General features: G+C 43.4%; 23 protein-coding genes. 17 read left to right on the top strand and 6 right to left on the bottom strand.

Annotation, left to right across the window (positions count from 1 at the left end; translation table 11 throughout):
• Positions 1-19: 19 nt before the first annotated feature.
• The 7 genes from MHI25_RS23075 to MHI25_RS23045 all read left to right on the top strand — a co-directional run bounded on the left by MHI25_RS23075 (position 20) and on the right by MHI25_RS23045 (position 6,636).
• The gene (locus tag MHI25_RS23075) at positions 20-1,885 is read left to right on the top strand and encodes a DUF2264 domain-containing protein (RefSeq protein ID WP_340394409.1); all 1,866 of its coding nucleotides are present in this window, start codon (positions 20-22) and stop codon (positions 1,883-1,885) included.
• The gene (locus MHI25_RS23070; RefSeq protein ID WP_340394407.1) at positions 1,875-2,990 is read left to right on the top strand and encodes a glycoside hydrolase family 88 protein; all 1,116 of its coding nucleotides are present in this window, start codon (positions 1,875-1,877) and stop codon (positions 2,988-2,990) included. The genes MHI25_RS23075 and MHI25_RS23070 overlap by 11 nt, the downstream gene beginning before the upstream one ends.
• 217 nt (positions 2,991-3,207) lie before the next feature.
• The gene (locus tag MHI25_RS23065) at positions 3,208-3,873 is read left to right on the top strand and encodes an amino acid ABC transporter permease (RefSeq protein ID WP_076186917.1); all 666 of its coding nucleotides are present in this window, start codon (positions 3,208-3,210) and stop codon (positions 3,871-3,873) included.
• Positions 3,854-4,531 carry an amino acid ABC transporter permease gene (locus tag MHI25_RS23060; protein WP_340394404.1) on the top strand — a complete coding sequence of 226 codons (678 nt, stop codon included), beginning with the start codon at positions 3,854-3,856 and terminating at the stop codon, positions 4,529-4,531. The genes MHI25_RS23065 and MHI25_RS23060 overlap by 20 nt, the downstream gene beginning before the upstream one ends.
• Before the next feature lie 22 nt (positions 4,532-4,553).
• Positions 4,554-5,309, top strand: coding sequence for an amino acid ABC transporter ATP-binding protein (locus tag MHI25_RS23055; RefSeq protein WP_076134604.1), 756 nt, complete (start codon positions 4,554-4,556; stop codon positions 5,307-5,309).
• 19 nt (positions 5,310-5,328) lie between these two features.
• A complete protein-coding gene (locus MHI25_RS23050) occupies positions 5,329-6,204 on the top strand; it encodes a cysteine ABC transporter substrate-binding protein (protein ID WP_036683125.1) in 876 nt (291 codons plus the stop codon).
• Between the two features lie 120 nt (positions 6,205-6,324).
• On the top strand, positions 6,325-6,636 hold the full coding sequence (locus MHI25_RS23045) for a hypothetical protein (protein WP_340394402.1): 312 nt from the start codon (positions 6,325-6,327) through the stop codon (positions 6,634-6,636).
• Between the two features lie 85 nt (positions 6,637-6,721).
• Here MHI25_RS23045 and MHI25_RS23040 read toward each other — a convergent pair whose 3' ends face one another.
• Together MHI25_RS23040 and MHI25_RS23035 are read right to left on the bottom strand one after the other, a co-directional pair.
• Complete coding sequence (locus MHI25_RS23040) at positions 6,722-6,934, bottom strand: hypothetical protein (protein ID WP_038572647.1); 213 nt, start codon at positions 6,932-6,934, stop codon at positions 6,722-6,724.
• A gap of 244 nt (positions 6,935-7,178) precedes the next feature.
• A complete protein-coding gene (locus tag MHI25_RS23035; protein ID WP_340394401.1) occupies positions 7,179-8,624 on the bottom strand; it encodes a hypothetical protein in 1,446 nt (481 codons plus the stop codon).
• 85 nt (positions 8,625-8,709) lie between these two features.
• Between MHI25_RS23035 and MHI25_RS23030 the strand changes: the two genes are divergently transcribed.
• The 5 genes from MHI25_RS23030 to MHI25_RS23010 all read left to right on the top strand — a co-directional run bounded on the left by MHI25_RS23030 (position 8,710) and on the right by MHI25_RS23010 (position 14,337).
• On the top strand, positions 8,710-9,321 hold the full coding sequence (locus MHI25_RS23030; protein WP_076130264.1) for a DedA family protein: 612 nt from the start codon (positions 8,710-8,712) through the stop codon (positions 9,319-9,321).
• A gap of 160 nt (positions 9,322-9,481) precedes the next feature.
• Positions 9,482-9,835 carry a VOC family protein gene (locus tag MHI25_RS23025; protein WP_340394399.1) on the top strand — a complete coding sequence of 118 codons (354 nt, stop codon included), beginning with the start codon at positions 9,482-9,484 and terminating at the stop codon, positions 9,833-9,835.
• A gap of 202 nt (positions 9,836-10,037) precedes the next feature.
• Positions 10,038-12,206 (top strand): serine hydrolase domain-containing protein, encoded by a 2,169-nt coding sequence (locus MHI25_RS23020; RefSeq protein ID WP_081387971.1) that lies wholly within the window; start codon positions 10,038-10,040, stop codon positions 12,204-12,206.
• Between the two features lie 307 nt (positions 12,207-12,513).
• A complete protein-coding gene (locus MHI25_RS23015) occupies positions 12,514-13,659 on the top strand; it encodes a hypothetical protein (RefSeq protein ID WP_076310133.1) in 1,146 nt (381 codons plus the stop codon).
• Between the two features lie 327 nt (positions 13,660-13,986).
• On the top strand, positions 13,987-14,337 hold the full coding sequence (locus MHI25_RS23010; protein ID WP_340394397.1) for a DUF6678 family protein: 351 nt from the start codon (positions 13,987-13,989) through the stop codon (positions 14,335-14,337).
• 103 nt (positions 14,338-14,440) lie between these two features.
• On the opposite strand, the gene MHI25_RS23005 is transcribed toward MHI25_RS23010, so the two are convergent.
• The 3 genes from MHI25_RS23005 to MHI25_RS22995 all read right to left on the bottom strand — a co-directional run bounded on the left by MHI25_RS23005 (position 14,441) and on the right by MHI25_RS22995 (position 16,348).
• Complete coding sequence (locus tag MHI25_RS23005; protein WP_340394395.1) at positions 14,441-14,917, bottom strand: hypothetical protein; 477 nt, start codon at positions 14,915-14,917, stop codon at positions 14,441-14,443.
• 82 nt (positions 14,918-14,999) lie between these two features.
• On the bottom strand, positions 15,000-15,407 hold the full coding sequence (locus tag MHI25_RS23000) for a VOC family protein (RefSeq protein ID WP_076130260.1): 408 nt from the start codon (positions 15,405-15,407) through the stop codon (positions 15,000-15,002).
• Positions 15,408-15,487: 80 nt separating this feature from the next.
• Entirely contained in the window at positions 15,488-16,348 is an 861-nt protein-coding gene (locus MHI25_RS22995; protein ID WP_254847659.1) for a LysR family transcriptional regulator, read from the bottom strand.
• 180 nt (positions 16,349-16,528) lie between these two features.
• Here MHI25_RS22995 and MHI25_RS22990 point away from each other — a divergent pair, with 180 nt between their 5' ends.
• Positions 16,529-17,722, top strand: coding sequence for an MFS transporter (locus MHI25_RS22990; protein ID WP_340394393.1), 1,194 nt, complete (start codon positions 16,529-16,531; stop codon positions 17,720-17,722).
• 30 nt (positions 17,723-17,752) lie between these two features.
• On the opposite strand, the gene MHI25_RS22985 is transcribed toward MHI25_RS22990, so the two are convergent.
• Entirely contained in the window at positions 17,753-18,496 is a 744-nt protein-coding gene (locus MHI25_RS22985; protein WP_340394392.1) for a MerR family transcriptional regulator, read from the bottom strand.
• 92 nt (positions 18,497-18,588) lie between these two features.
• Between MHI25_RS22985 and MHI25_RS22980 the strand changes: the two genes are divergently transcribed.
• The 4 genes from MHI25_RS22980 to MHI25_RS22965 all read left to right on the top strand — a co-directional run bounded on the left by MHI25_RS22980 (position 18,589) and on the right by MHI25_RS22965 (position 24,099).
• Entirely contained in the window at positions 18,589-19,290 is a 702-nt protein-coding gene (locus MHI25_RS22980) for a type II CAAX endopeptidase family protein (RefSeq protein WP_340394390.1), read from the top strand.
• A gap of 317 nt (positions 19,291-19,607) precedes the next feature.
• On the top strand, positions 19,608-20,531 hold the full coding sequence (locus MHI25_RS22975; RefSeq protein ID WP_076218443.1) for a helix-turn-helix transcriptional regulator: 924 nt from the start codon (positions 19,608-19,610) through the stop codon (positions 20,529-20,531).
• A gap of 249 nt (positions 20,532-20,780) precedes the next feature.
• Positions 20,781-21,758, top strand: a complete 978-nt coding sequence (locus MHI25_RS22970; protein ID WP_340394389.1) for a phosphotransferase — start codon at positions 20,781-20,783, stop codon at positions 21,756-21,758.
• 1,522 nt (positions 21,759-23,280) lie between these two features.
• Entirely contained in the window at positions 23,281-24,099 is an 819-nt protein-coding gene (locus MHI25_RS22965; protein WP_076194965.1) for a helix-turn-helix domain-containing protein, read from the top strand.
• Positions 24,100-24,115 lie beyond the last annotated feature (16 nt).

The raw sequence follows: 24,115 nt of genomic DNA, 5'->3' as shown, positions 1-24,115 counted from the left end.
GACAGGAGGAAACATTGCTGTGGGAATAAAGGGCACTAAAAATGAATTACAGATGTTCCTAAATGAACTATATACTCCACTGGAGCGCAGATTTACCTCTGGTTGTGCAGGAATTAATATGGGCGCTACAGGATCGATTTACAATGAAGCTACAGCGCTTATGGAAGCTTTTGCCCGTCCTCTATGGGGCCTTGTTCCTCATGCCAGCGGTGGAGGGGAAAGTGCACTCTGGCCGATGTTTCTGGAAGGAATCATCAACGGGACAGACCCGGAGCATGAAGAATATTGGGGGCAATTTACTTCCAAAGATCAGCGTATGGTAGAGCAGGCCGTGTTGGGACTGGGGCTTGCTCTTGCACCACATAAAATGTGGGAGCCGCTGAGTGACACGCAGAAAATAAATGTATATAACTGGCTAAATCAGATTAATCATGTGGATCGTTCCAATCCGAATAACTGGCTGATGTTCACGGTTCTTGTAAATGTGGGCTTCAAGAAAGTCGGATTACCTTATGATCAGAGCATAATGGATGATTATCTAGCGCAGATCGATAATTACTATCTTGGTGACGGTTGGTATTCCGATGGATTGACCGATCAGAGGGACTATTATATTGCTTTTGCTATGCATTATTATACGCTGATATACGCTAAGTTGATGGCGGATGATGATCCTCAGAGAGCTGCTGTTTATCGGGAAAGATCCGCACGATTTGCCGAGGATTTCATTTATTGGTTCGCTGAGGACGGAAGCGCACTTCCTTTTGGTCGTAGCCTGACCTATCGTTTTGCACAGGTTTCATTCTGGAGTGCGCTGGTGTATACAGATATGGTTCCTTTTTCATATGGCGTTCTTAAAGGAATCATTATGCGCCATTTTCGTTGGTGGTTTGAACAACCTATTATGGGATTAGACGGACTGCTTAGCATCGGATATGCTTATCCGAATCTAGTCATGACAGAGAACTACAACGCCCCCGGATCTCCGTATTGGGCCTTTAAAGCTATGCTTATTCTTGCCTTGCCAGATGATCATCCTTTTTGGCAGGCGGAGGAGGAGCCGTTGCCTATTTTGAAAGAGGTACGGGCTCTTCAAGAGGCGCGAATGCTTGTGAGTCGTCCGGAAGGAAACAGGCAGGTTATTGCCTATACCTCTGGTCAGATGGCTAACTTTGATATGGCCCATAGCGCAGCCAAATATTCTAAATTTGCATATTCCACTCTGTTTGGCTTTAGTGTCCCGAAAGCGGGTTACGGGTTGGTTCAAGGCGCTTACGATTCTACACTCGCACTATGCGAATGTGATGAACACTATCGGGTACGCAGATTCTGTGAGACCTGGGAAATCGGGGACAGCTATGTATATTCCCGCTGGCATCCCTGGAGTGATGTACATGTGGAGACATGGATTATTCCGGCAGGTCTATGGCATGTTCGTGTTCACAGCATTCATACTGCCCGGCGGCTGGATGTAGCGGAAGGTGGATTTGCCATTGGCCAGTCAGCTGGCTTCTCGCACAGTGAACGGGAAATTATTAATGTATCAAACACTGCTGTTTCGGTACAACTGCCCTGGGGAATCAGTGCCATACATAGGCTATGCGGCTTTGATCGGGGAGAGTGCGTATATCCCGAGCCGAATACCAATCTGCTGAAGCCGCGGACACTTCTTCCGAGCTTGTGCTCCAGACTGGAACCGGGAGATCAAGTATTGATATCTGCTGTCTTCGGAGCGACGAATACTCCGGAGAACCAGGCAAGTCTTGCTTCACCGCCGCTTATTCAATGGCACTCGGACGGAAGGGTTGCTGTATACGAACCTAGTAACGATACACTTTTGCATACTGTTGATTTAAGGGGAGGGAGAAACAAAGATGTGGAATAAGGCTATTGAGGATGCGATTCACAAAGTTGGGAGCAATATGGCTAACCATCCGGGCAAACTGCCTCATATCGCTGAGGGGCAACAGTACGAATGGGGAGATAACGACGACTGGATAGAGGGTTTCTATGTTGGGATGATGTGGCTTGCTTATGAATATAGTAAGGATTCATGCTATAAGGAGGCGGCAGCCTCTTGGTTGGGGGACTTCAAGCATCGTCTGGATCATCACATCGCTCTGGACCATCATGACATTGGTTTCTTGTATACATTGACTGCAGTAGCGGAGTGGAAAATAACGGGCAGCGAAGCGGCACGAGCTGTCGGTCTGCAAGCTGCGGATACGCTGTGCAAGCGCTGGCGTGAACCAGCAGGGATTCTTCAGGCCTGGGGACTGGAGAGTGATCCGGAGAATGCGGGACGTATCATTATTGACTGCTTGATGAATTTACCTCTATTGTTCTGGGCAGCGGAGGAAACAGGAGATAAGCGCTATTATGAAATAGCGCTCGAACATGCGTTTAAGAGCCGGAAATTTCTTGTGCGTGGGGATGCCTCCTCTTACCATACTTTTTATTTTGATCCGGCTACCGGAAATGCAATTCGTGGAGGAACACATCAAGGTTATGAGGACGGATCGACCTGGACACGTGGTCAAGCTTGGGGAATATACGGTTTTGCTCTGGCGTATCGCTATACGCAGAATGAGGATTTTCTTAAGACTTCTAAGAGCCTAGCGGATTATTTTATCAGCCATCTACCGGAGGATAGTGTGGCTTATTGGGATTTCGATGTGATAGTGGGAGCGGAGACCCCTCGCGACAGCTCGGCTTCGGCGATTGCCGCAGCCGGTCTTTTGGAACTGCTCGATCACCTAGGCGTAGACGATCCGGACCGGGCCATTTATGAAGTTGCTTTACACCGTAGCATGAAATCTCTAGTGGAACATTATGCGACATCTGGTAATCCGGAAGCAGAGGGACTTCTAAAGCATGGTTCTTATCATGTGAGAGGTGGACGTGTGCCTGATGGTCATATGATTTGGGGAGATTATTATTATATGGAAGCGTTGATCCGCTTGCAGACCGGCATCCGAGGCTATTGGTAGTGGGATGTTAGGGTGGGGCAAGGTTTATCCTATAGAAGAAGGAAACTGCTAAGACTAATCTCTTAGCGGTTTTTTTTGTGGACTACTATACAAGAGTTTTAAAACGTAGTTATTTACTTGGAATAGTATGAATAAAATCATATCACCACGCGTAAGGTTTAATGTAAGATTTTGATAATTATTAGAAATTAAGAAAAGGGGATCGGGTTACTCAGATATGAATTTAGACTGGGAGTTTATCTACGAGAGTTTGCCGCTTTATGGTGAGGCGATGTGGCTGACAGTGAAGCTAGCGTTGTTAGCTATTGTATTCTCACTCCTTATTGGATTACTGTTCAGTATCGTCTTGTACTATAAGGTCAAAATCGTCAGTGATGTTATTAAGATCTACATTGAGCTTTCACGGAACACCCCTTTACTTGTGCAGCTCTTTTTTCTTTACTATGGCTTACCTAAGATCGGAATTCACTTTAGTGAAATGACCTGTGCGATTGTAGGCATGACATTTTTGGGCGGGAGCTATATGACGGAGGCTTTTCGAAGTGGGTTCGAGGCAGTTAGCCAATCGCAGATTGAATCAGGTCAGAGCATTGGACTGTCTAAGCTGCAGCTGGTCAGATATGTTATTTTTCCCCAAGCTTTTGCGATAAGTATTCCTTCTTTAGGGGCAAATGCGATCTTTCTGCTGAAGGAGACCTCTATTGTAGGTGCCATTGCTTTAATGGATTTGATGAATGTGGCAAAAGACTTGATCGGCATGCATTACAAAACAGCGGAGTCTCTGCTCCTTCTGGTACTCGCCTATTTGGTGTTAGTCCTGCCCTTATCGCTTTTATTGACTTGGGTGGAAAGGAAGGTGAGATATGCAGAATTCGGGGATTGAGGTGCTTTTTGAAGGTTCTAATTTCGAACGATTATTAGGGGGCTTACTTGTAACGATTGAAATTTCATTTCTCTCTATTGGAATCGGTACGTTATTAGGGATCGTTATGGGATTGCTCCGGACGCTGGGATCGAGGTCATTAAGGTTTATATTACGTCTTTATTTGGAGACCTTTAGAATTATTCCGATTCTAGTGTGGCTGTATGTAGTACATTTCAGTTTCTCTCCATTACTTCATATCGATATCAGCGGGGAGACTACCTCTATATTGGTGTTCAGCTTATGGGGAGCTGCGGAAATTGGCGATCTTGTTCGTGGAGCTTTGCAATCTATGCCAAAACATCAGGTGGAATCTGCTAGGGCGCTAGGTCTGAGCAGCAGTCAACTTTATCGGCATATTTTGATCCCGCAGGCTGTACGCAGAATGCTGCCGGGAATGATTAATCTTGCCACACGAATGATCAAGACAACATCACTGGTGGTGCTGATTGGAGTGATTGAGGTGGTAAAGATCGGGCAGCAGATCATTGAACTCGGCGTAATAAAAGCGCCCACCGCTTCATTCTGGGTATACGGCTTTATCTTTATATTATATTTTTCTGTATGTTTTCCGTTATCCAGACTTTCGAAAAAAGTTGAAAGCAGATGGCAAAATTAAGGCTTAGGAAGGAACGGTTGTAATGGCAGATTCCGGAGAACTCCTGCTGGAGGTTACACAATTACACAAATATTTTGGAGAGCGAAAGGTTCTGGACGGCATTGAATTGCAGGTCGAAAAAGGAGAAGTAATCGTTATTCTCGGTCCCTCTGGCTGTGGAAAAAGTACGTTCCTACGTTGTCTTAACGGTTTGGAACCGGTTCAGGAAGGCGCGATACAATATCGTGGGCAGAACCTCGCGGGGGCTGCTGTAGATTGGCGTGAAGTTAGGCAGCATATCGGAATGGTCTTTCAAAATTATGAGTTATTCCCGCATATGACGGTTATGGATAACATTCTTCTAGGCCCTCTGAAAGTACAAAAGAGAGAGCTTAAAGAAGCAACGCAGCAAGCGGAACAGCTCTTAGAGCGGGTTGGGCTGCTTGAGCGTAAACTGGACTATCCACGCCAGCTTTCCGGTGGACAAAAGCAGAGAATAGCTATAGTAAGAGCTTTATGTATGAATCCGGAGATTATGTTATTTGATGAAGTGACAGCATCCTTGGATCCGGAAATGGTTCGGGAAGTGCTTGATGTCATCTTAGGGCTTGCTCAGCAAGGAATGACGATGATCATCGTGACTCATGAAATGGGGTTTGCCAAATCGGTTGGGGATCGGATCGTGTTTATGGATCAAGGCAAGATATGTGAGATCGCTGCCCCGCAACAATTTTTTACCCACCCTGCGACAGAACGTGCCCAGCATTTTCTGGATATATTTCAGTACGAAAAATTATAGAAATAGGAGAGGAAGAGAAATGAAGAAAAGTTTGAAATGGCTAACGATGCTGGTAGGTGTAAGTATATTATTGATGGGATTGGCTGCTTGCGGAAATAGTTCGGATAACAACGGAAACTCAGCATCTTCTAAATTCACTTCTATTGAACAGCTAAAGAAGAAAGGGAAGATTAAGATCGGCGTATTTGCAGACAAACCACCTTTTGGTTATGTGGACGCTGAGGGTAAAAACCAAGGGTTTGATGTGTATATTGCCAAACGCTTTGCCAAGGATCTGCTAGGGGATGAATCGAAGGTTGAATTTGTGTTAGTTGATGCTGCCAGCCGCGTGGCATATCTTGAATCGGGTAAGGTTGATATCATTATGGCTAACTTTACGGTCACCGAGGAAAGAAAAGAAAAAGTGGATTTTGCTAATCCGTACATGAAATTGTCCTTTGGGATCGTATCCCCAGACAGTGCTCCAATCACTTCCATTGATCAATTAAAAGGGAACAAGCAAAAGCTCATTGTAGCTAAAGGTACGACAGCGGAAACCTATTTTACCAAAGAATATCCGGATATTGAATTGCTCAAATTCGATCAGTACACAGAGATTTTTGCAGCGCTTAAAGATGGTCGGGGGGCGGCAATCGCTAACGATAATACAGAACTCATTGCTTGGGCTAAATCAAATCCTGGATTTACGGTCAGCATTCCTGCTTTCGGGGGTCAGGATACAATTGCTCCAGCAGTGGCAAAGGGGAATAAGGAATTGCTGGACTGGATTAATACAGAACTTGATACCCTTGGTAAAGAACAATTTATCCATCAAGCCTACAAAGAAACCTTAAATGAAATTTACGGTGAAGGATATACTGATGAGCTTGTCGTTGAAGGCGGGAAAATCCAGTAACGGATTGGGAATAACATTGCGGGGGCATCTGAGAAGATGCCTTTTCTACAGATAGACTATTGCAATTTCTATAATGCCGAGTATAATACTGGGTATACACAGAATAAGGAGTCGGTGAAAATGTCTGTCGATGATTATCTGGATCTTTTAAACTACGCCAAAGCAATTAACGATGGACAGTGGCAAGCTGACATCATAGATCGTTTGAATAAGCTGAGTAAGAATTCTCATGCTGAGACAACAGAACAAAGTGTGAAAGAGCTGTGGATTCAATTCGACGATATAAATGCAATATTAATGGATTTATTTAATAAGCTGAGGGAAAGTGCGGATCCAGTAGAGCAGTACCGGTGGAAAGAGAAAGTCTGGGAGTTAAAGCAGGAACGGATTAATCTATCGAAGAAGATTCAGAGAAGATATATCAGGATATAATTTAAGCTCACATTGTAATAATAAATAGAAAATAAAAAAAGGCATGCAGTTAGTCTGCTCTGCCAAACTTACGATGGTCTATAGGCTACTTAGACATTTGCATTCCTTCGCGCATCATTGTCATACACATAGTCATCATTTCATCGCAGTCCTGCATTTTTTTCATCATCATATCCATGTTCATATCCATCATGCCCATTTCAGACATTTTTTCCATGCCCATCTTCATACAGTTCATCTTAGACATCATATCATCCATACACATGTTCATCATCATTTCCATACACATCTTGTCCATTTTTAATTCCTCCCTTCTTTTAAATTACCTTTCTTCCATAAAATACTATACAATTTAGGAACAATCAACGCTAGATTTGATATTTTACTAACTTATTTTTCTTATTTGTCGTAATTATGTATATCCTTACCATACGGATGTTATTAATCAGAATACTTAATTGCGGATGGTGACTATTGGCTAGATTGCCTCAGGTCAGCGTTTTTTTGCGTTCTACAGAGTGAGGAATTAACGAGCCGGATCATCACTCTGGGATAAACGAGAAGACACTGCCATAGGTCCCTGTAAATACGGGCTGACCAAATTTTTGTGTCCATTCCTTGAGTAGTTTATAGGGGACCTTTTTGCTCGTAATTACATAATCGGGCTGATCGTAATTAACGATCTCGGGAAGGTATTCAGAGAATCCGTGCATCGAGCGTTCAAAAGCAGTCCAACCCAATACGCCAAGAGAATCTTTTGTCACGAAGGGATCTTGTCTGCCATCACATAACACATCTCCCCCTCGAAACATGACATAGCCGGATGAACCGTAGTGGGCGAGAACTTTCGGACGTGTACCTTCAGATGTATGCTGTAGAATATAGTCCATTTCATCGACAGGATATTTTTTGGCGTCAATAACTGGTGGTACAAGGAATAGATAAGCAATGTTTAGCAGCAGGCCAACTGCCAGTAACCCTCGTAATGTACTTTGTCGGACTAGAATACCTGTTTTGGTGAATTCAGGAAGCGCATCAAAAAATACAGCCGCAAAATAGGGGATGAACAGCCACATAAACAGGTTTTGCTTGAAGTTTGATACACCGAGGTATAGAATCCCAAGCATAAGAAAAAAACGGAACGGTTTACGCTGGAGTGCAAAAGGAAGTGTGCAGGCAAAGAACAAAAGCAATAGTAAGATGGGCAAATTCTCCAAGCTATTGAACCGAATCGGCTGCCATTCATTGATCAGCAGGTTAAAGTTCTTTTTCGTAACTGTCAAAATAAACAAGAGACTTTTTACGCCGCCTGGATTTAGAATGCCAACGAACCAGACGAGACTGAAGACTATGATTTTACGCCCATTCAGCGTTTTTTGGATCAAGGATTCAAGCAGAGCCATCCCTGTAAATACAGCAATTACAAGCCATACTCCTGCATGGAAATTGGCAATGGCAATAGAAAGAGCAATCATCGCAGCGGCATATTTCTTTTGAGAACTCATTTGATATTCACGTAAATATACGAAAAACCAGACAATCATAAACGAAGAGATCATCTGTGGACGGCCTTTGAAATAATTATAATAAATCCAGCAAGAAATTAGCAGCACAAAAGGGAGCAGGAGAACATGGTCTTCTTGAAGTCCCAGTTCTTTGCGTGAAACCTTGCCCAGCCGAAGCAATCCGAGCACTAAAAAGAACAAGCATACAGCGGTCAAAATATACACACCCGGCCATCCAAAAGCTGCATAAAGCGGGGCAACGAGCAGTTGGAATCCGAATTCATGAGGGACGTAGGGCAGCTTATCTCCGTAAAAAGTATGTATGGCATGATGTAGAACTTGTCCGTGCTCGATCATATATTGTCCTAGCTCTATATGCCAGAAGGTATCGGGATCATTGTAAGAAAATTTAGGGAACATCAGCAAGATAGCGGCTATAACGAATATGCCATACAAAAATTTGTGTATATTGAATTTCATCATTATTTTGTTTTCCCCCCGTTTTTTGTTCAATTATAACGAGACTTTCTTAAGGAATAGTAAAATTTATGAAGCGGAGTGAACACTCATGCATCAACTATTTACGTGGATATCTGAATCCGCGCTTCACCTTGTTAATTCTATGGGTATTTGGGGCATATGGTTAGGGATGATTCTAGAGAGTGCCTGTATCCCCATTCCCAGTGAAGTGATTATGCTCAGCGGTGGGTGGCTGATTGCGCAAGGCTCGCTTACTTTTATGGAAGTTGCTGTCGCTGGGATATTCGGAAACCTACTGGGTTCCATCATTGCCTATTATATTGGTAAGGCAGGTGGACGCCGGTTATTAGAGAAATACGGAAAATATATTCTCTTGAATGAGCATCATTTGGAGCAATCGGAGCGTTGGTTCGAGCGTTATGGCGAGAGTACCGTATTTTTTACTCGTATGTTGCCCTTTATTCGTACTTTTATCTCACTGCCCGCAGGGGTTGCTGGAATGAAAGCTTGGAGATTCATAACATTTACAGCACTCGGCTGTATCCCGTGGAACTTAGCTTTGATCTATCTGGGATACCGCTTAGGTGACAACTGGGGTATCGTGGAGCAATTTATTCGCCCAATCAGTTATACCATTTGCGGAATCGTGGTGCTTCTTGTGTTGAGGTGGTTAGTACGGAGATTTCGTAACCAGACTTAATGCCAGTTCTTCGGGTGTTTTCTGGTGTTTTCTGCTCGGTGAGCCTCCGCAGCTAAATATGGATAAATAAAGGTCAGGAACGTCGAGGCTAGAATTAACTGTTATATGTTGAATGCATTCTATATTCAAGGATAATCTACTTCTGTCTGGGAGGTTTGAAATGAAGGTCAAACGAATCGTCGCCAATATAAACACGAAGGATCTCACGGCAGCTAAATGCTTTTACGAGGATGTGCTCGGTCTTGATTTAATGATGGATCATGGTTGGATTAGAACTTATGGTTTAGACGAGGAGATGAGCATTCAGATTAGTTTTGCCTCACAGGGTGGCTCAGAAACGCCTACGCCTGATCTATCAATTGAAGTCGATGATGTCGATGCTACATTTGAAAGCATGAAGAAAGCTGGATTTCCGATAGAATATGGGCTTATTGATGAGCCTTGGGGTGTTCGGCGATTCTATGTCCGCGATCCGTTTGGCAAACTTATCAACATCCTTGAGCATAGACATTAGAAGAGTGGCCATGGCATGCAGAAATCTTGATTGTTAAACTATCGAATAGCGATAGCTAAATGATGACATAAGGCAGCCGATCAGTGGATTGGCTGCCTTTATTCAATTAACGGGCAGTTTTGCGTAAATACTAATTTTTCATTAATATATAAATATACCAATTTAGTGTTATATCTACCAAAACTCCGGAAGGGGAGTTCAAATGATGGAAAGTCGATGGATAATGCTAGCTGTGCTATGTCTGCTTCTGCTGTTAACCTCCTGCGACGACAACAAAGCGACAGAGACGCAGAACATAGCAATAGGACTGAATACGACTGAGGTGATCGAGTCAAGTGCTGCTCCGATAACCGTGTCAACGATTGAAGTGGACTCGCCTTCTTACGAAGCTGGGCTCACCTACGAATTAACCATGAAAGCTGCAAATGAGAAAGCCGATCTCCTTACGAAAGGTTACGATACTAACAGTGTACAGTACGCCCTTATCGATCATGGCAACATTGTTGTATCTGGCCAATCCGGCAGAAATGATGAGCAGGGACAGAAGACGCTCACGAAAGACACGATGTATGGGATCGCCTCGACGAGTAAAATGTTTACCACGGTTGCCGTTATGCAGTTGGTCGATCAAGGGAAAATCGATCTTGATACGCCGGTTGTCCATTATATCCCCGAGTTTACGATGAAGGATGCACGCTATAAGCAGATTACAGCGCGCATGCTGCTGAATCATTCTTCCGGTCTGAACGGATCATCGGTGATGAACGCCGATTTATTCGAAGATAACGACACCTATGCCCACGACACACTGCTGAAGCAACTGTCCGAGCAGACCTTGAAAGCAGACCCGGGCGCTTATTCGGTTTACTGCAATGACGGATTTACGCTGGCCGAGATTTTGGTCGAGCAGGTCAGCGGCATGGACTTTACCTCTTATATCCATCGATATATTACAGAACCTCTGGGTATGGCTAATACGGTGACGCCGCTCGATTCTCCGGACACGGCGAAGATGGCGGGACTCTATTATCATAACTATATAGGACAACTTCCCAACCAGACGATTAACATGATAGGGACTGGAGGTATCTATTCCACGGCAGAGGATTTGGCTCGATTTTCAACGATTTTCACGGGGGAAGCGGAAGAAGTCTTATCAGGTAGATCGGTTGCGGCCATGGCGCAAAACGAGTACAAGATGCCTTTGTGGCCTGACGATGCGGACAACTCAATCGAATACGGTCTAGGCTGGGACAGCGTCAATCTGTATCCGTTCAGCGAATACGGAATAAAGGCATTGACCAAAGGCGGGGACGTCACTCTCTATCACGCGTCACTCGTTGTGCTTCCAGAGCAGGAGATGGCGGTAGCTGTTGTCTCTTCCGGTGGGAGCGGCACGTACGACCAGCTTTTGGCGAACGAAATCCTACTTCAGGCGCTGAAGGAGAAAGGTATAATTGCTGAAATCAAGCCTGAGAAGTCTTACGGCGTGCCGGTAAAGGCTGATATGCCAGAATCCATGCTGCAGTATTCGGGAATCTATGGTACGTATATAGGAACGTTTAACATCGATATTAACGAAGGCGGCGTCATGTCCATTACTTCGGAGCAGCCATCTGATAACCCGGTACAGATCTACGAGTATTCCGCGGACGGCACGTTTAAGAGTGCGGATGGGAAAGTGATGATCAGCTTTGTGACGAATAAGAATGGCCGCACTTACTTATGGATTCGTCAATACGTTTCGGTGCCAGCTCTTGGGCAGACGGCTCTGTCAGAGTACAACGCGGAAAAGCTCCAGCCTCAAGATCTTTCGACAAAGACAAAAAAAGCATGGATGCAGCGCGACGGCAAGAAGTATTATCTGCTGAATGGGAAGTATACGTCGATTTCTTATTTGACATCGGTAACCATCAACTTGAATGTGTCGAAACAGTTGCCTGGATACGTGTTTGATAAGCGAATAACCGGCCCGAATACGGCCATCTCCGAATTGCAAATACCGGGAATGAGCGGGCGAGATCTTTTAGGTCTTACGTTCTTTACACAAGACGGCGTTGAGTACCTAAAGATGGGTGAAATCCTCTTAGTGAACGAGGATGCCGTGAAGCCTTTTAACTTCACTAAGATGTCAACCGTTACAATTCTGCCTGACGGATACGCCCAATGGTATGCGATAAGCGAAAAGGACAGGGGGAAGATCGTTAAGGTGAGCATGTCCCCGAACACTTCCTTCGCTGTTTATAATGCCAGGGGAAAATGCATCTACTTCAGTGTCATCGGTGGCAAGGATCAGGTCGAACTGCCCGCGGGAGGATCTATTGTTTTCGCCGGAGATGCTGGTACGAAGTTCGAGATTACCACTCAGTAACTTCGCAGTAGGCATTTCATAACGAGTCAAGATATAGTCCTGCCTATATGAAAGTAGATTCCCTAAGAAAAGTTGGATAAACTAAAAAGATACATAAAAAGTGCCTTGATTCATTCTAATAGGAAACAATAGCTTAATCTAAAACGAAGGTAGCTGGCCTATATGAACGGCTATCTTCCTTGCGCTAAAGGACACATTTTCCCTTAATCTATATAGAATTAAAGATGAGATAGCAGGAAATCTTGCATCAGCTAGGGAATACCAAATTATGGATTTATAAATGTACATGAAAGGTTGATCCTAGTTTATGAATGACCATAATCTCATCTTCGTAGCAAAAGCGAAAATGATGCTTGTATACCCTTTGCTGCTTGCCCTGATCGTTATATTTGTGGTCAGTAGCCTTACTGCCTGCGATAATTCCACCGCAGGCAAGACAGCAAGTAAATCTGCGCAGCCGACTATAGTGACACCTGTGGTAGCGCAAGCATCGGGCAGCATTTATCTGTACGGTGAAGCACACGGCGTAGCCAAGATATTGGACAAGGAATATAAATTGTGGTCTCAATACTACCATAACGAGGGCATGAGGCACTTATTCGTCGAGCTGCCCTATTTTACCGCCGAATACTTGAATCTATGGATGCAGTCGGACAATGATGATATTTTAGAGGAGATTTATGATGATTGGGAACGGACACGTAGTCACAACCCTGATGTCAAAGAGTTCTACAAAAAAATAAAGAGCGAGTGTCCGGAGACGATTTTCCACGGCACAGACATCGGGCATCAATATGAAACTACCGGGAGCCGCTATTTATCTTATCTTGTGGCAAACGATCTGGGAGAATCGGAGAAGTATACTTTAACAATGGAAGCGATCCGGCAAGGCCGTGTTTTTTACAGCAAAGAAGACGGCGTATATCGGGAAGACACGATGACGGAAAACTTTATTCGCGAATTTGAGAAGTTGGGCAATGAGAGCGTTATGGGCATTTACGGCTCAGCGCATACCGGGCTTGATGAAATGGACTATAAGACCCAATCCATCCCTTGTATGGGCAATCAATTACAGGAGCATTATGGCGATAACATTTATTCTGAGAACCTAAGTTGGATTGCTAAAGATATTGAGCCATCCAGAGTAGATTACATCTCCTTACAGGGCAAGGAATATGCAGCATCTTATTTTGGTAAGCAGGATTTGAACGGGTTCAAGGATTACGCCTATCGAGAATTTTGGCGATTGGAGGACGCCTATGAAGATATCCAAGACCTTCCACTGGTGGACAATTATCTTCCTTACGATAACTATCTGATGCCGATAGAAGTAGGCCAGGTCTTTGTGGTCAAAAGCACCAAAACAGACGGTTCAGTGCAAAGAGATTACTATCTGTCTAGCGGCCAAGTTGTGGAGGGTGTGAACTCAACACAACAATTCACAGCAGAGTGACGATCAGTAATATGATGATTATCTCAAGTACAACACGCTTGCTCATGCATCGGGCGTTCATAAAAGCTAATTGGGAAAATTGTCACGTGCCGAAAATGAGTGCTCGGTTGATATAAGAGTGGCTCCAAAATTCACCGCTTCAACCAAAGTGGTGAACCGTAGGTATGGGTAAGTTTTTTACTGATTGCATTACGCTAACGGGACACGTTAGTTCAATAAACATGATAAGGCAGCCCGTCAGTCAATGCGATCAGCTGCCTTCATTCAACTACCGGGAAGTTTTGTACAAGAGAAAATGATGAAGTGGAATAAACACGTTCAGTACTGATGGATGAAAAAGGTGAATATATGGATTCAAATGAACTAAAACCTTTAATGAACAACACAAAATGGGAAGAAATAAGACAAGCAATGCTCAACTATGCCTTTCCAACCAAATGGAGGATTAAAGACATTGATACTGGCTATATCAGCCTTTGGGATGGAGATTGGTATTACCATTTTTCAGATGGTGGTTACAAATTTATTGAGTGGTTAGAAATTCATGCTGAAAATGACTCGATAAATGCTGATTTAATTCAAATCTTGAAAAAAATACATGTTCCAGGTGAAGAAACTACCGACTCCATCATAATTTATGGATATAACAAAACTAATGAATTCATTGATTATATATAATACGCTTCACCTCAATGCTTCCAAACACAAAGTACAGTTTGACCATTAAATGTATATCTGTATATAAAAGAAAAAACACTCCTGACAATGGAGTGTTTTATTATTATTCAAATTTATTTGAAGTCCATGTAGCAATTCCATTCATTGGACATGCAACAACTAGCCAGTTATCAGATTCTACTCCCACCTGCCAACATTCATACTTCTCATGAAAACCAATAACAAATAGTATGCTACCTGATTCAAAGCTTATAATTAAATGTGGAGTGCTGTCTCCCAATTGTATATCTATAATCTTTTCACGTCTCATCTTTATGATCTGACTGTATTTTTCTTCCTCAGAAACATCTGCAATTTGACTTTCATGTCTAGGGTATTGAGAGGGAACTGAATCCAATATAGTCCACTTTGATTCAATGTTCAGGTACAGTTGACCAGCTAAATCATCGAAGCCTTCATACTTAGTTAAATAAACTTGAGTAGCACCACTTGATACTCCAAATCTAAGACCATCAATTTTTGCCCCAATACAAAGATGTTTAAGAACTCGTTCAGCGAAGTCCCTATTTTCTTTATTCATTCCGTTCCCCAGCTCTTTTCATCAACGTATAAGCCCGAATCATTACACCATATCTTGGATTTGTTGGTGTTGGCTTTTCGCTTCAAATTTCGCGTTTTGGCATTTTGCTCTCATCCATGTACAGCAGATTCCAGCGGTGACCGTCCAGGTCGGCAAATCCTGCGCCGTACATCCAGCCGTCAGTCTCACTTGGCTTGCCAAAGATGTTTCCTCCAGCAGCCTCTACTTTTTGGACAAAGGCATCTACTTCTTCTCTGCTTTCAGCACCAATGGAGAAGATTACTTCAGCGCTATGGGAAGTATCTGCGGTTTTTGAACCAGTAAATTTCTCAAACGCCGCATCCGGGAACAGCAGAATTGTTGTTTGACCTATAACAAGCTTAGCCCTCTCGTTACCAACACTCACCGCTTGGAATCCAATCTCATTGAAAAAGGCAGTTGACCTCTCAACATCTTTGACTGGCAGGTTAATCCAAATCTCCTGTGACATGGCTGTAGCCTCCTAATATATTTTCATTCCTACTATACTCTACTTCTGGCAGCAGAAGCGATCTCTTTCGCATCTCACCTTTAGTTGAAATACTCGATAGTTTTCTCAATAAATGCCTTGGCCGATTTTGTCAGAAAACGGTCGGACCGATGAATGATCTCAAAGTGACGATATGGCGGATCGTCTGTAATTCGGATGCAGCGTAATGTTGGTTCATTCATTGCTTGGATCAAACGGTAAGGCAGCAATGTTCCTCCGACATTGGCTTTCACCAAGCTAATAATGGAAGTTGCCGAACTGGTCTCCATGATCGTATCTAAGCTGAATCCATATTTACGACAATAGCCATCAACTAATTCTCTGCCTGTAAATCCTTCGGGGAACATCACAGTTTGGATATTACGCAGTTCCTGGATTCCAATCGTGCTTCGTTCAGCCCAATCATGATTCTCAGAAACGACAAGTACATATTCTTCACTGCACAAGGGAATGCGTACAAGCCGATCATCTGGAGCAGAGGTGATCTCGATCCCGATGTCTACTTCATTATCTAGTACTTGATTCAAGACGTAGATCGAAGAGATAAGCTTCAGCTGCACCTTGGGGAATCGCGTATGAAAATTCACGAGCAATGGGGTGAGCCGATAGTCCAGATCGGAAGGGAGAACACCAATTACCAACCGACCTCGTTGATCATTGCGTAATTCAGCTAACGCATCCTGGGTATTCTGTAAATGCCGAATCATCTGTACACAGTGCTCCAAAAACAGATTTCCTGCTTGAGTCATCACAATCTTTTTGCCGACTCGGTCAAATAAGGGAACTCCGAGTTCATCCTCAAGTGCGCGTATTTGTTGACTCAACGTAGGCTGAGATATGCCAAGCTTCTCAGCTGCTCGTGTAAAATGAAGCTCCTCACACACAGCAATGAAGTTTTCCATCTGACGAATCTCCATATGAATGACCTCTAATCATTGGTTTTAGTAATCATTTTAATAGAAACAATAGTATTGTTCAATCATTCTAATGATTCTATACTTAATCGTGCCCTCCCAAAGATCTGTTATTAACAAAGGGTCATGGGAGAATGCAGCGATACTACTACCATGAGGTGATTCATAATGAAACTTTTTTATATCGTCTTGGCGCTTATCCTGGCTTCACTGAATTTACGACCACCCATTACATCCATTTCTCCTCTAATGAGCATCATTCAGAATGATCTGGGTATAAGCGGGATTACCGCCAGTTTGTTAACCACACTTCCGGTATTATGCATGGGCATATTTGCTCCGTTCTCTGTACGATTAAGCAGAAGGTGGGGAAATGAGGGCGCAATTGTTCTGGCTTTAATCCTCATTGGGTTAGGTACGGGATTACGATGGTTTGTTGGTACAACTCCTTTGATGATGTTCACTTCTTTTCTTTCCGGTGTAGGAATTGCATTGGCAGGGCCGCTGTTGTCCAGTTTCATTAAGCAGTACTTCCCTGACCGAGTGGCATCCATGGTGGGTATTTACTCTACAGCGATGGTGATGGGGGCCAGCATTAGTGTGGGACTATCGGTCCCGCTGCAGCATACGCTGGGTGGTTCGTGGAGAGGCTCGTTGGCTGTATGGGCATTACTCGCAGCTATTGCATTGCCGATTTGGTTAAGATTAGCCTGGTCTGCGCGCACAGATCGACAATCCGGTAAAATCTCGAGTGTACTTAATGCACCACTTCCGGTGAACAACAAACGTGCCTGGGTGCTGACATTATTCTTCGGGCTGATGGCAGCGATCTTCTATTCGTTGACCGCTTGGCTTGCGCCAGCAATCCAAAGCCAGGGGTATAGTCAAGAGACGGCCGGCAAAATCCAAACTTTATTTACCTTGATATCGCTGCCCTCTACTTTGTTCATTCCGATGCTTGTACATCGTTACCAAAGACGTGTATTCTGGCTTGTCGGGTGTGCAATATTAGAGTTGACGGGTGTCTTGATGCTGAACCTATCCGTTAGCCCCTGGCTCGCGGCGATTCCTCTCGGTATTGGGGCGGGTGGGCTGTTCCCGATTGCACTGATGTTGCCCATTGATGAAACAAGCAATGCTCAGGAAGCCAGTAGCTGGTCCGCAATGACCCAATCTGGTGGCTACATTCTCGGAGCGCTTGGGCCGCTAGCGATTGGCTGGCTCCACGATGCAACAGGTAGCTTCGTTCAAGCATTCTATGGTTTGTCTGTAATCATCGTGCTTCAGATTATCGTTCAAATGGCTATAGGAAATAAAAAAAGTTCTCCAGCGAGTTATGATAAACCGCGGCCTGGGGTATAAAGAAAAAATCTATCAATATGATGAAATCTCCTATTTCTGTGCCATCTCTTTTTCTAGAGCGTGAGCCATGCTAAGCTCCACAAAGTTCAGCGCTTCGTCGGATACGGGATATAGTCCTGACTCTGATGTAGGGAGCTTCCTCACTTCCCAAAACTTCTCCATCAATTCCTCGTCTCCATTAAAGGTTTCGTGTGATAGCTTTATTAACTCACAGGCAATGGAATAACCTTCATCAGATTCAGGTGGAACAGATTGCTGTATGCACCACTCAATCCGGCGCAGCAAAGAGGCATATTGCTGAGTAGTCTGGTCATTACTGCTGAGATTGGGTAGTGCATTTTGTAGAAAGGTACTTTCGGCATCGTTGAAGTAATCGATCCATTGTTTAGAAATGGGTTGTACGTTCTGTATCAGATGAGAAACCCGATCCCAGGAGAGTGTACCTTCTAGATCAATCATGTTGATCAAAGAAGTAGTATTTGCAATACTGCCCTGAAGAGAAGTTAGCTGCTCTTGAAGATGATTATGATGTGCGATTAGAATATGACGAAAAGATAGCTTGTCCATTACATTTTGAATGTCTTCAAGCGGTAGTGATAGTGATTTAAGCAACGTTATCTTTTCGAGAGTGAATAAATCTTCTTCTGAATAATAACGGCGGCCGTTATCTTCCTTATAACTCGGTGTAAGAAGACCGATCTGATCATAATAACGTAGGGTTCGAACGGAAATATTCCGCTGTTTGGATACTTGTCCTGTTGTCCATCTATTCATGTTCCTTCTTTCCTCCCGAAAATAATGCTTGCAGGTGACGTAACGTCACCTAATATCATTAAATTATATCACAGAGGATTGAGGGATTAAGGATGACCAGTACGGAAATGTGGAAGAAGATGGATCGGTGGACATGGCGTGAGTTTATTGCTTTACTTGCGCTTGAGTTTGTATTTGTTATATTCGTTATCAAATATGCGGTACAGTCAATGTATGAGCAATGGTTGGGAAATACTCTTTATTCAGGGACTCTTACAGGGCTTACCATAGCAATTGTACTTTTGTTAGGTTTATATTTTATTGCTTTACGACCGAAGAAAATGCCTTGGGCTGAGGTAGGAGTAAAGAGATTTTCTGTGAAAGATTGGTGGAGGATTGCGCTGTGGACACTTATTCTTATCGTATTCAGTGTGGTGACTCTCTATCTCACGAGTTTTCTTGGGAATTCGGTGGACAATAGTAAAACAGAGAGTCTGAAGCAAAATGTCACTCTATTTACTATAATTATTGGTATTGTGTCGGCAGGGATCGTATCACCATTTTATGAGGAGATATTTTACCGTGGATTTGTATATCGTTGGTTACGGACTCGTGTTAGTATGAGCTGGGCGATTGTGATTAGTTCGCTAATCTTTACGCTTGCACATTTTCCCACTATGAATGCCATGCCCGTGAATTTTATTAGTGGAGTTGTCCTTGCATGGACCTATGAACGTACGGGATCGGTCGTGCCTGGTATGATCGTTCACGGTGTGTTTAATACGATTGCCGTGTTGTTAACAGCGATGAGTTAGAGTGATGATTATATTATGTATAAACGTTGAGCGCTGATGAACCTCAGGATTTCTGAATTAATTGGACGAGAGAGCAACGTATTTAAGACTTCAGTACTGACCAAAGGCCTGGGGATAATTCAACTAGCGGGCAGGATAATGGAAATGAACTGTAGAAAAAAACTATAAATGAAAGTGACAAAAGTGGAGAATTCTACCGACAGTTGAATAAAGCGCCTATGAAAATTCAACCACCGCTTGATAGGATTGCGTTTGAGGAAATGCTATGCTGTTTTCGACAGTGCGCACTGTACATTTTGTTTTATTGGAGGTATACAATGCTCGACTTGCGTAAAATTGGAGCTTATATTTCGAAGCTTCGCAAAGACCAGGATTTGACCCAATTGGAACTTGCCGATCAACTGAATGTAAGTCATCAAGCGGTATCGAAATGGGAACGGGGCGACTCGCTACCGGATATCGGAACGCTTCCGCAGTTTGCGAGGTTATTCGGCAAAACGGTAGACGACATTTTAAATGCAGGAGACAACTCAGAAAATCGGGAGCACCAGCACCTAGGAACGATAGTTGAGGAGATCGCAGAGAACAGGCCGGACCAAGTTGCAGAGATGGTCAATACCGGTGAGATGAAGGTGGAAGAGCTTGTAGAAGTAGCACCGTTTGTAAAAGCAAGCGCTCTGCATAAGGTTACAGAACGATTAGACAGCAGCGTCCTTAAGTTAGACGTGATCATGCGGCTGGCTCCGTTCCTTGGAACAGATACATTGGATGAACTGGTTCGTCAGGCAGAAGAGGGCGAAATTGTGTGGAATGCCATTACTGGACTCGCTCCGTTCGTCAGCAGCGACACATTAAGCCGACTGGTAGATAAATCGATTGACGGTTCCTTAGAAGTGCACAATCTTGTTGGAATTGCCCCGTTTCTTGAAAGAGAACATGTAGATCGGTTGGTTCAACAAGCAGAAGAGGGTAGCTTGAGCTGGCATTTCGTTCAAGGGCTGGCACCCTTTATTAGCAGAGAAACGTTAAGCCGCTTGGTAGACCGGGTTGCAGATGGCACTATTGATGCGAACCGGATCATAAGCCTCGCACCTTTTCTGGACAGGGAAAATCTCGAGAAGTTAATTAGTGGAGTCGAAGCTGAACATCTTAGCCCAGATCTGCTGGCAAGCCTTGCTCCTTTCGTCGATCAAGGGACATTGAGTAGAATGGTGACAAACTTATTAAATAAAGTAAAGTAGACACGTATATCGGAGATTTGTGATGCATAGGCAATGGCGTTAAGCTAACGGGAAACGCTAGTTCCATAAACACGATAAAGGCAGCCCGTCAGTAAATGTGATCGGCTGCCTTTATTCAACTAACGGGCAAGTTACCTTAATAAACTAAGTGGTGGATAAAATATAAATATAAGAGTTCTCTCCCGAACTATTAGAAAAAGTCATGGTACGATTTCCTTATTCGGTTGTTTCAGGGGGAGTGAGGAGAACATGTTAAATACTCATGATGTTGCAATAGAAGCATTAACTTGTTATTCGATTACTTATCAATCAATAGCTCATATTGGCCAAAATGCAAACACCATCTATAAAGTGACAGATAAGGAAAGTAACTACTATAGTTTGCGGATACATCTATCAAAAAATGATTCGATGGAAAATATTTGGTCTGAGGAAAAAGTCATTCATTCAGAAATGATTTGGCTGGAATCATTAATAAATGATACTGATCTGGTGTTACCGTCACCTATAAAAAATAACATTGGTGAATATGTTACTAAGATAGCTGACATGAACTGTACATTGGTAAAATGGGTAGAGGGTGAACTAAAACAATTTGTTCCAACAGTCAATGATGCCGAGTGCGTAGGTGAATTGATCGGAAAGCTTCATAAACAATCATCTATTTGGAAGGTTCCGCAATTATTTACTAGACCATCCTTTGATAATACTAGAATTTCACAATCATTAGAAAAGCTCAAACAGCTTGCTGACGGTGGTGAGCTCAATAAAAATGATGTGGAAATTCTGCAATTGGCCGGTGAGCGTGCAATTTTAATGATGAACGATATAGAAAGAACACCTGGCAACTGGGGGATAATTCACGCAGACTTGATTCCAAGTAATTATGTGTTTCATAAACAAGAAGCTAGAGCCATTGATTTTGGAGCTTGCGGGTTCGGATATTATTTATTCGATTTAGGTTGGGCACTTTCTTATATCCACCCAGCGTTCAGAAGCCAGTTGCTAGAATCATACGCCAAACAATTCGACCTGCCTCATAACTATGTTCAACAGTTAGAAGGCTTCTTTGTAGCTGCCCAACTCGAGACAATGAATTTTTGGCTTGGGTTGCCTGAATCTAATGAGTGGTTACCCAGTCATATTAGTAAATTAGCAAGTCGGGAATTTAGGTTATATGTAAATAAAGAAGAATTTCTTTTTAGTGGGACTCCTTACTGGGAGTAGTTTGTTCCACTAACGGGAAACGTTGGTTCAAATCACGATCAGCCAGCTGCGTGATCAGCTGTCCTTTGCTCGATCTTGATCGTATCGGACCGTATTGCAGCTATTTCAGCATATGGGTACATATTGCGAAGGTTTCGGACTGTATAACTCTTATTGCCCTTGATTTACGTAGAAAAGAAGTACATTTGAGCGAATAGCTGCAACTGAGTCCGATAGTGTGGCAAAACGAGCTGAATTGTGGAAATAAGAGCAACTGAGTCCGAACAGTTGGTGAAAAGAACGCCGCCTGCCAAATTTGCTTCTAAACGTGCTACCCAGTGTTTAAACTAGCCGTCTATACACCGTGCGCGGAATTAGCTACCTATAGCTCAACCTAGCTGCACCGTGCGCAGAATTAGCTAACTACAGCTCGAGCTATCTACTCCGTGCGCAGAATTAGCTAACTACAGCTCAAGCTATCTACACCGTGCGCAGAATTTGTTACCTGTTGCTCAAACTAGCCGCCTATGTCTCGAAACTAGCTGCCCTTTGCGCGATCTTGATCGTATCGGACCGTATTGCAGCTATTTCAGCATATGGGTTCATATTGCGAAGGTTTCGGACTGCATAGCTCTTATTGCCCTTGATTTGCGTAGAAAAGAAGTACATTTGAGCGAATAGCTGCAACTGAGTCCGATAGTGTGGCAAAACGAGCTGAATTATGGAAATAAGAGCAACTGAGTCCGAACAGTTGGTGAAAAGAACGCCGCCTGCCAAATTTGCTCCTAAACGTGCTACCAAGTGCTTAAACTAGCCGTCTATAGCTCAAGCTATCTACACCGTGCGCAGAATTAGCTAACTATAGCTCAAGCTATCTACACCGTGCGCAGAATTTGTTACCTGTTGCTCAAACTAGCCGCCTATGTCTCGAAACTAGCTGCCTTTTGCTCGATCTTGATCGTATCGGACCGTATTGCAGCTATTTCAGCATATGGGTACATATTGCGAAGGTTTCGGACTGTATAGCTCTTATTGCCCTTGATTTGCGCAGAAAAGAAGTACATTTGAGCGAATAGCTGCAACTGAGTCCGATAGTGTGGCAAAACGAGCTGAATTATGGAAATAAGAGCAATTGAGTCCGAACAGTTGGTGAAAAGAACGCCGCCTGCCAAATTTGCTCCTAAACGTGCTACCCAGTGTTTAAACTAGCCGTCTATAGCTCAAGCTATCTACACCGTGCGCGGAATTAGCTACCTATAGCTCAAGCTATCTACACCGTGCGCGGAATTAGCTACCTATAGCCCAACCTAGCTACTCCGTGCGATAATTGAAGGATGGGCAAAGGTGAAAACGTTTATTGGCTTATAACGCACCAATTAAACCTTGGAAAGAAGCTTAATATAAATAAGAAGGCAGCCGATCAACACGATCAGCTGCTTTTGTTCATCTAAGAGTAATTTCTCAAATAAATAAAAGCATCCTTGACTTTCCCCTGCACGGGAAACTGTATACTCACTTTATGTTATAGATTGGAGATGATATTTTGTTCAAAATCAGTGCATTTTCTAGGCTAAGCAAGGTATCCTTAAAAACACTGCGTTATTACGACCAGATTGGCATACTAAGGCCGAAAAAAGTGGATCAGGATACGTGCTACCGTTACTATTCCGCAGATCAGCTCCTTGAGCTCAACCGAATTTTAATCTATAAGGAATTGGGTTTTACATTGCCTCAAATTAAACAGCTGCTTCAGGAAAATATTTCATTAGAAAATATTCAAGGCATGTTTAAGCTGAAAAGAAGCGAAATCCAGCATATCATCGATACGGAACAAGCTAAACTCGTCAGGATTGAGGAACGTATGCAGCTTATAGAAAAAGAGGGGCAATTCGAAACGGGTCAAGAAATCAGAGTCAAAGCAGAGGGTGCTCAATTGTTTCTTTATCAGAAAGCATGCGGGAAAGAAGAGGACATTCCGGATTTGCTTCGTCAATTTGATCAGTTTATAACGACGGAAAATCGTCAATTCATTCAAGGCCCTCAGGTTGTTTTGTGGAAAGAAGTCGAAGGAAAAGAGGATGAGTTTGAGTTTGAAGTCGGGTATTTTTTAACCTGTGAGCTGCGATCATTTCCAGAACCGTTTCAGCTACGGACTCTTCCTCCTGAACCGATGATGGCCACAATGGCTTTTCATTCAAATACTAGTTTTGATTGTGCGGCCTGTGTTCATTTAGCTAAATGGATTGAGAAAAACAACTATCAGATCAAGGAGAACGAACCGGGCAGGGAGTTATATTTACCGTTATCTCCAGAACGAGATGCACAATTCATAGAAATACAAATTCCCATTATAAATAGATAACAGAAGAAGTGGAGTG

Source organism: Paenibacillus sp. FSL E2-0177, from assembly GCF_037992975.1.
Classification (GTDB): domain Bacteria; phylum Bacillota; class Bacilli; order Paenibacillales; family Paenibacillaceae; genus Paenibacillus_AQ; species Paenibacillus_AQ odorifer.
This window is presented reverse-complemented; position numbering and strand designations above follow the sequence as displayed.

Coding starts and splice junctions, on each gene's coding strand:
- MHI25_RS23030 (WP_076130264.1), top strand. CDS start 8,710: ATGCATCAACTATTTACGTGGATATCTGAATCCGCGCTTCACCTTGTT.
- MHI25_RS22980 (WP_340394390.1), top strand. CDS start 18,589: ATGACCAGTACGGAAATGTGGAAGAAGATGGATCGGTGGACATGGCGT.
- MHI25_RS22975 (WP_076218443.1), top strand. CDS start 19,608: ATGCTCGACTTGCGTAAAATTGGAGCTTATATTTCGAAGCTTCGCAAA.
- MHI25_RS23000 (WP_076130260.1), bottom strand. CDS start 15,407: ATGTCACAGGAGATTTGGATTAACCTGCCAGTCAAAGATGTTGAGAGG.
- MHI25_RS23005 (WP_340394395.1), bottom strand. CDS start 14,917: ATGAATAAAGAAAATAGGGACTTCGCTGAACGAGTTCTTAAACATCTT.
- MHI25_RS23040 (WP_038572647.1), bottom strand. CDS start 6,934: ATGGACAAGATGTGTATGGAAATGATGATGAACATGTGTATGGATGAT.
- MHI25_RS23035 (WP_340394401.1), bottom strand. CDS start 8,624: ATGATGAAATTCAATATACACAAATTTTTGTATGGCATATTCGTTATA.
- MHI25_RS22985 (WP_340394392.1), bottom strand. CDS start 18,496: ATGAATAGATGGACAACAGGACAAGTATCCAAACAGCGGAATATTTCC.
- MHI25_RS23055 (WP_076134604.1), top strand. CDS start 4,554: ATGGCAGATTCCGGAGAACTCCTGCTGGAGGTTACACAATTACACAAA.
- MHI25_RS23070 (WP_340394407.1), top strand. CDS start 1,875: ATGTGGAATAAGGCTATTGAGGATGCGATTCACAAAGTTGGGAGCAAT.
- MHI25_RS23015 (WP_076310133.1), top strand. CDS start 12,514: ATGAATGACCATAATCTCATCTTCGTAGCAAAAGCGAAAATGATGCTT.
- MHI25_RS22970 (WP_340394389.1), top strand. CDS start 20,781: ATGTTAAATACTCATGATGTTGCAATAGAAGCATTAACTTGTTATTCG.
- MHI25_RS23020 (WP_081387971.1), top strand. CDS start 10,038: ATGATGGAAAGTCGATGGATAATGCTAGCTGTGCTATGTCTGCTTCTG.
- MHI25_RS23050 (WP_036683125.1), top strand. CDS start 5,329: ATGAAGAAAAGTTTGAAATGGCTAACGATGCTGGTAGGTGTAAGTATA.
- MHI25_RS23010 (WP_340394397.1), top strand. CDS start 13,987: ATGGATGAAAAAGGTGAATATATGGATTCAAATGAACTAAAACCTTTA.
- MHI25_RS23060 (WP_340394404.1), top strand. CDS start 3,854: ATGCAGAATTCGGGGATTGAGGTGCTTTTTGAAGGTTCTAATTTCGAA.
- MHI25_RS22990 (WP_340394393.1), top strand. CDS start 16,529: ATGAAACTTTTTTATATCGTCTTGGCGCTTATCCTGGCTTCACTGAAT.
- MHI25_RS22995 (WP_254847659.1), bottom strand. CDS start 16,348: ATGGAAAACTTCATTGCTGTGTGTGAGGAGCTTCATTTTACACGAGCA.
- MHI25_RS23065 (WP_076186917.1), top strand. CDS start 3,208: ATGAATTTAGACTGGGAGTTTATCTACGAGAGTTTGCCGCTTTATGGT.
- MHI25_RS23025 (WP_340394399.1), top strand. CDS start 9,482: ATGAAGGTCAAACGAATCGTCGCCAATATAAACACGAAGGATCTCACG.
- MHI25_RS23045 (WP_340394402.1), top strand. CDS start 6,325: ATGTCTGTCGATGATTATCTGGATCTTTTAAACTACGCCAAAGCAATT.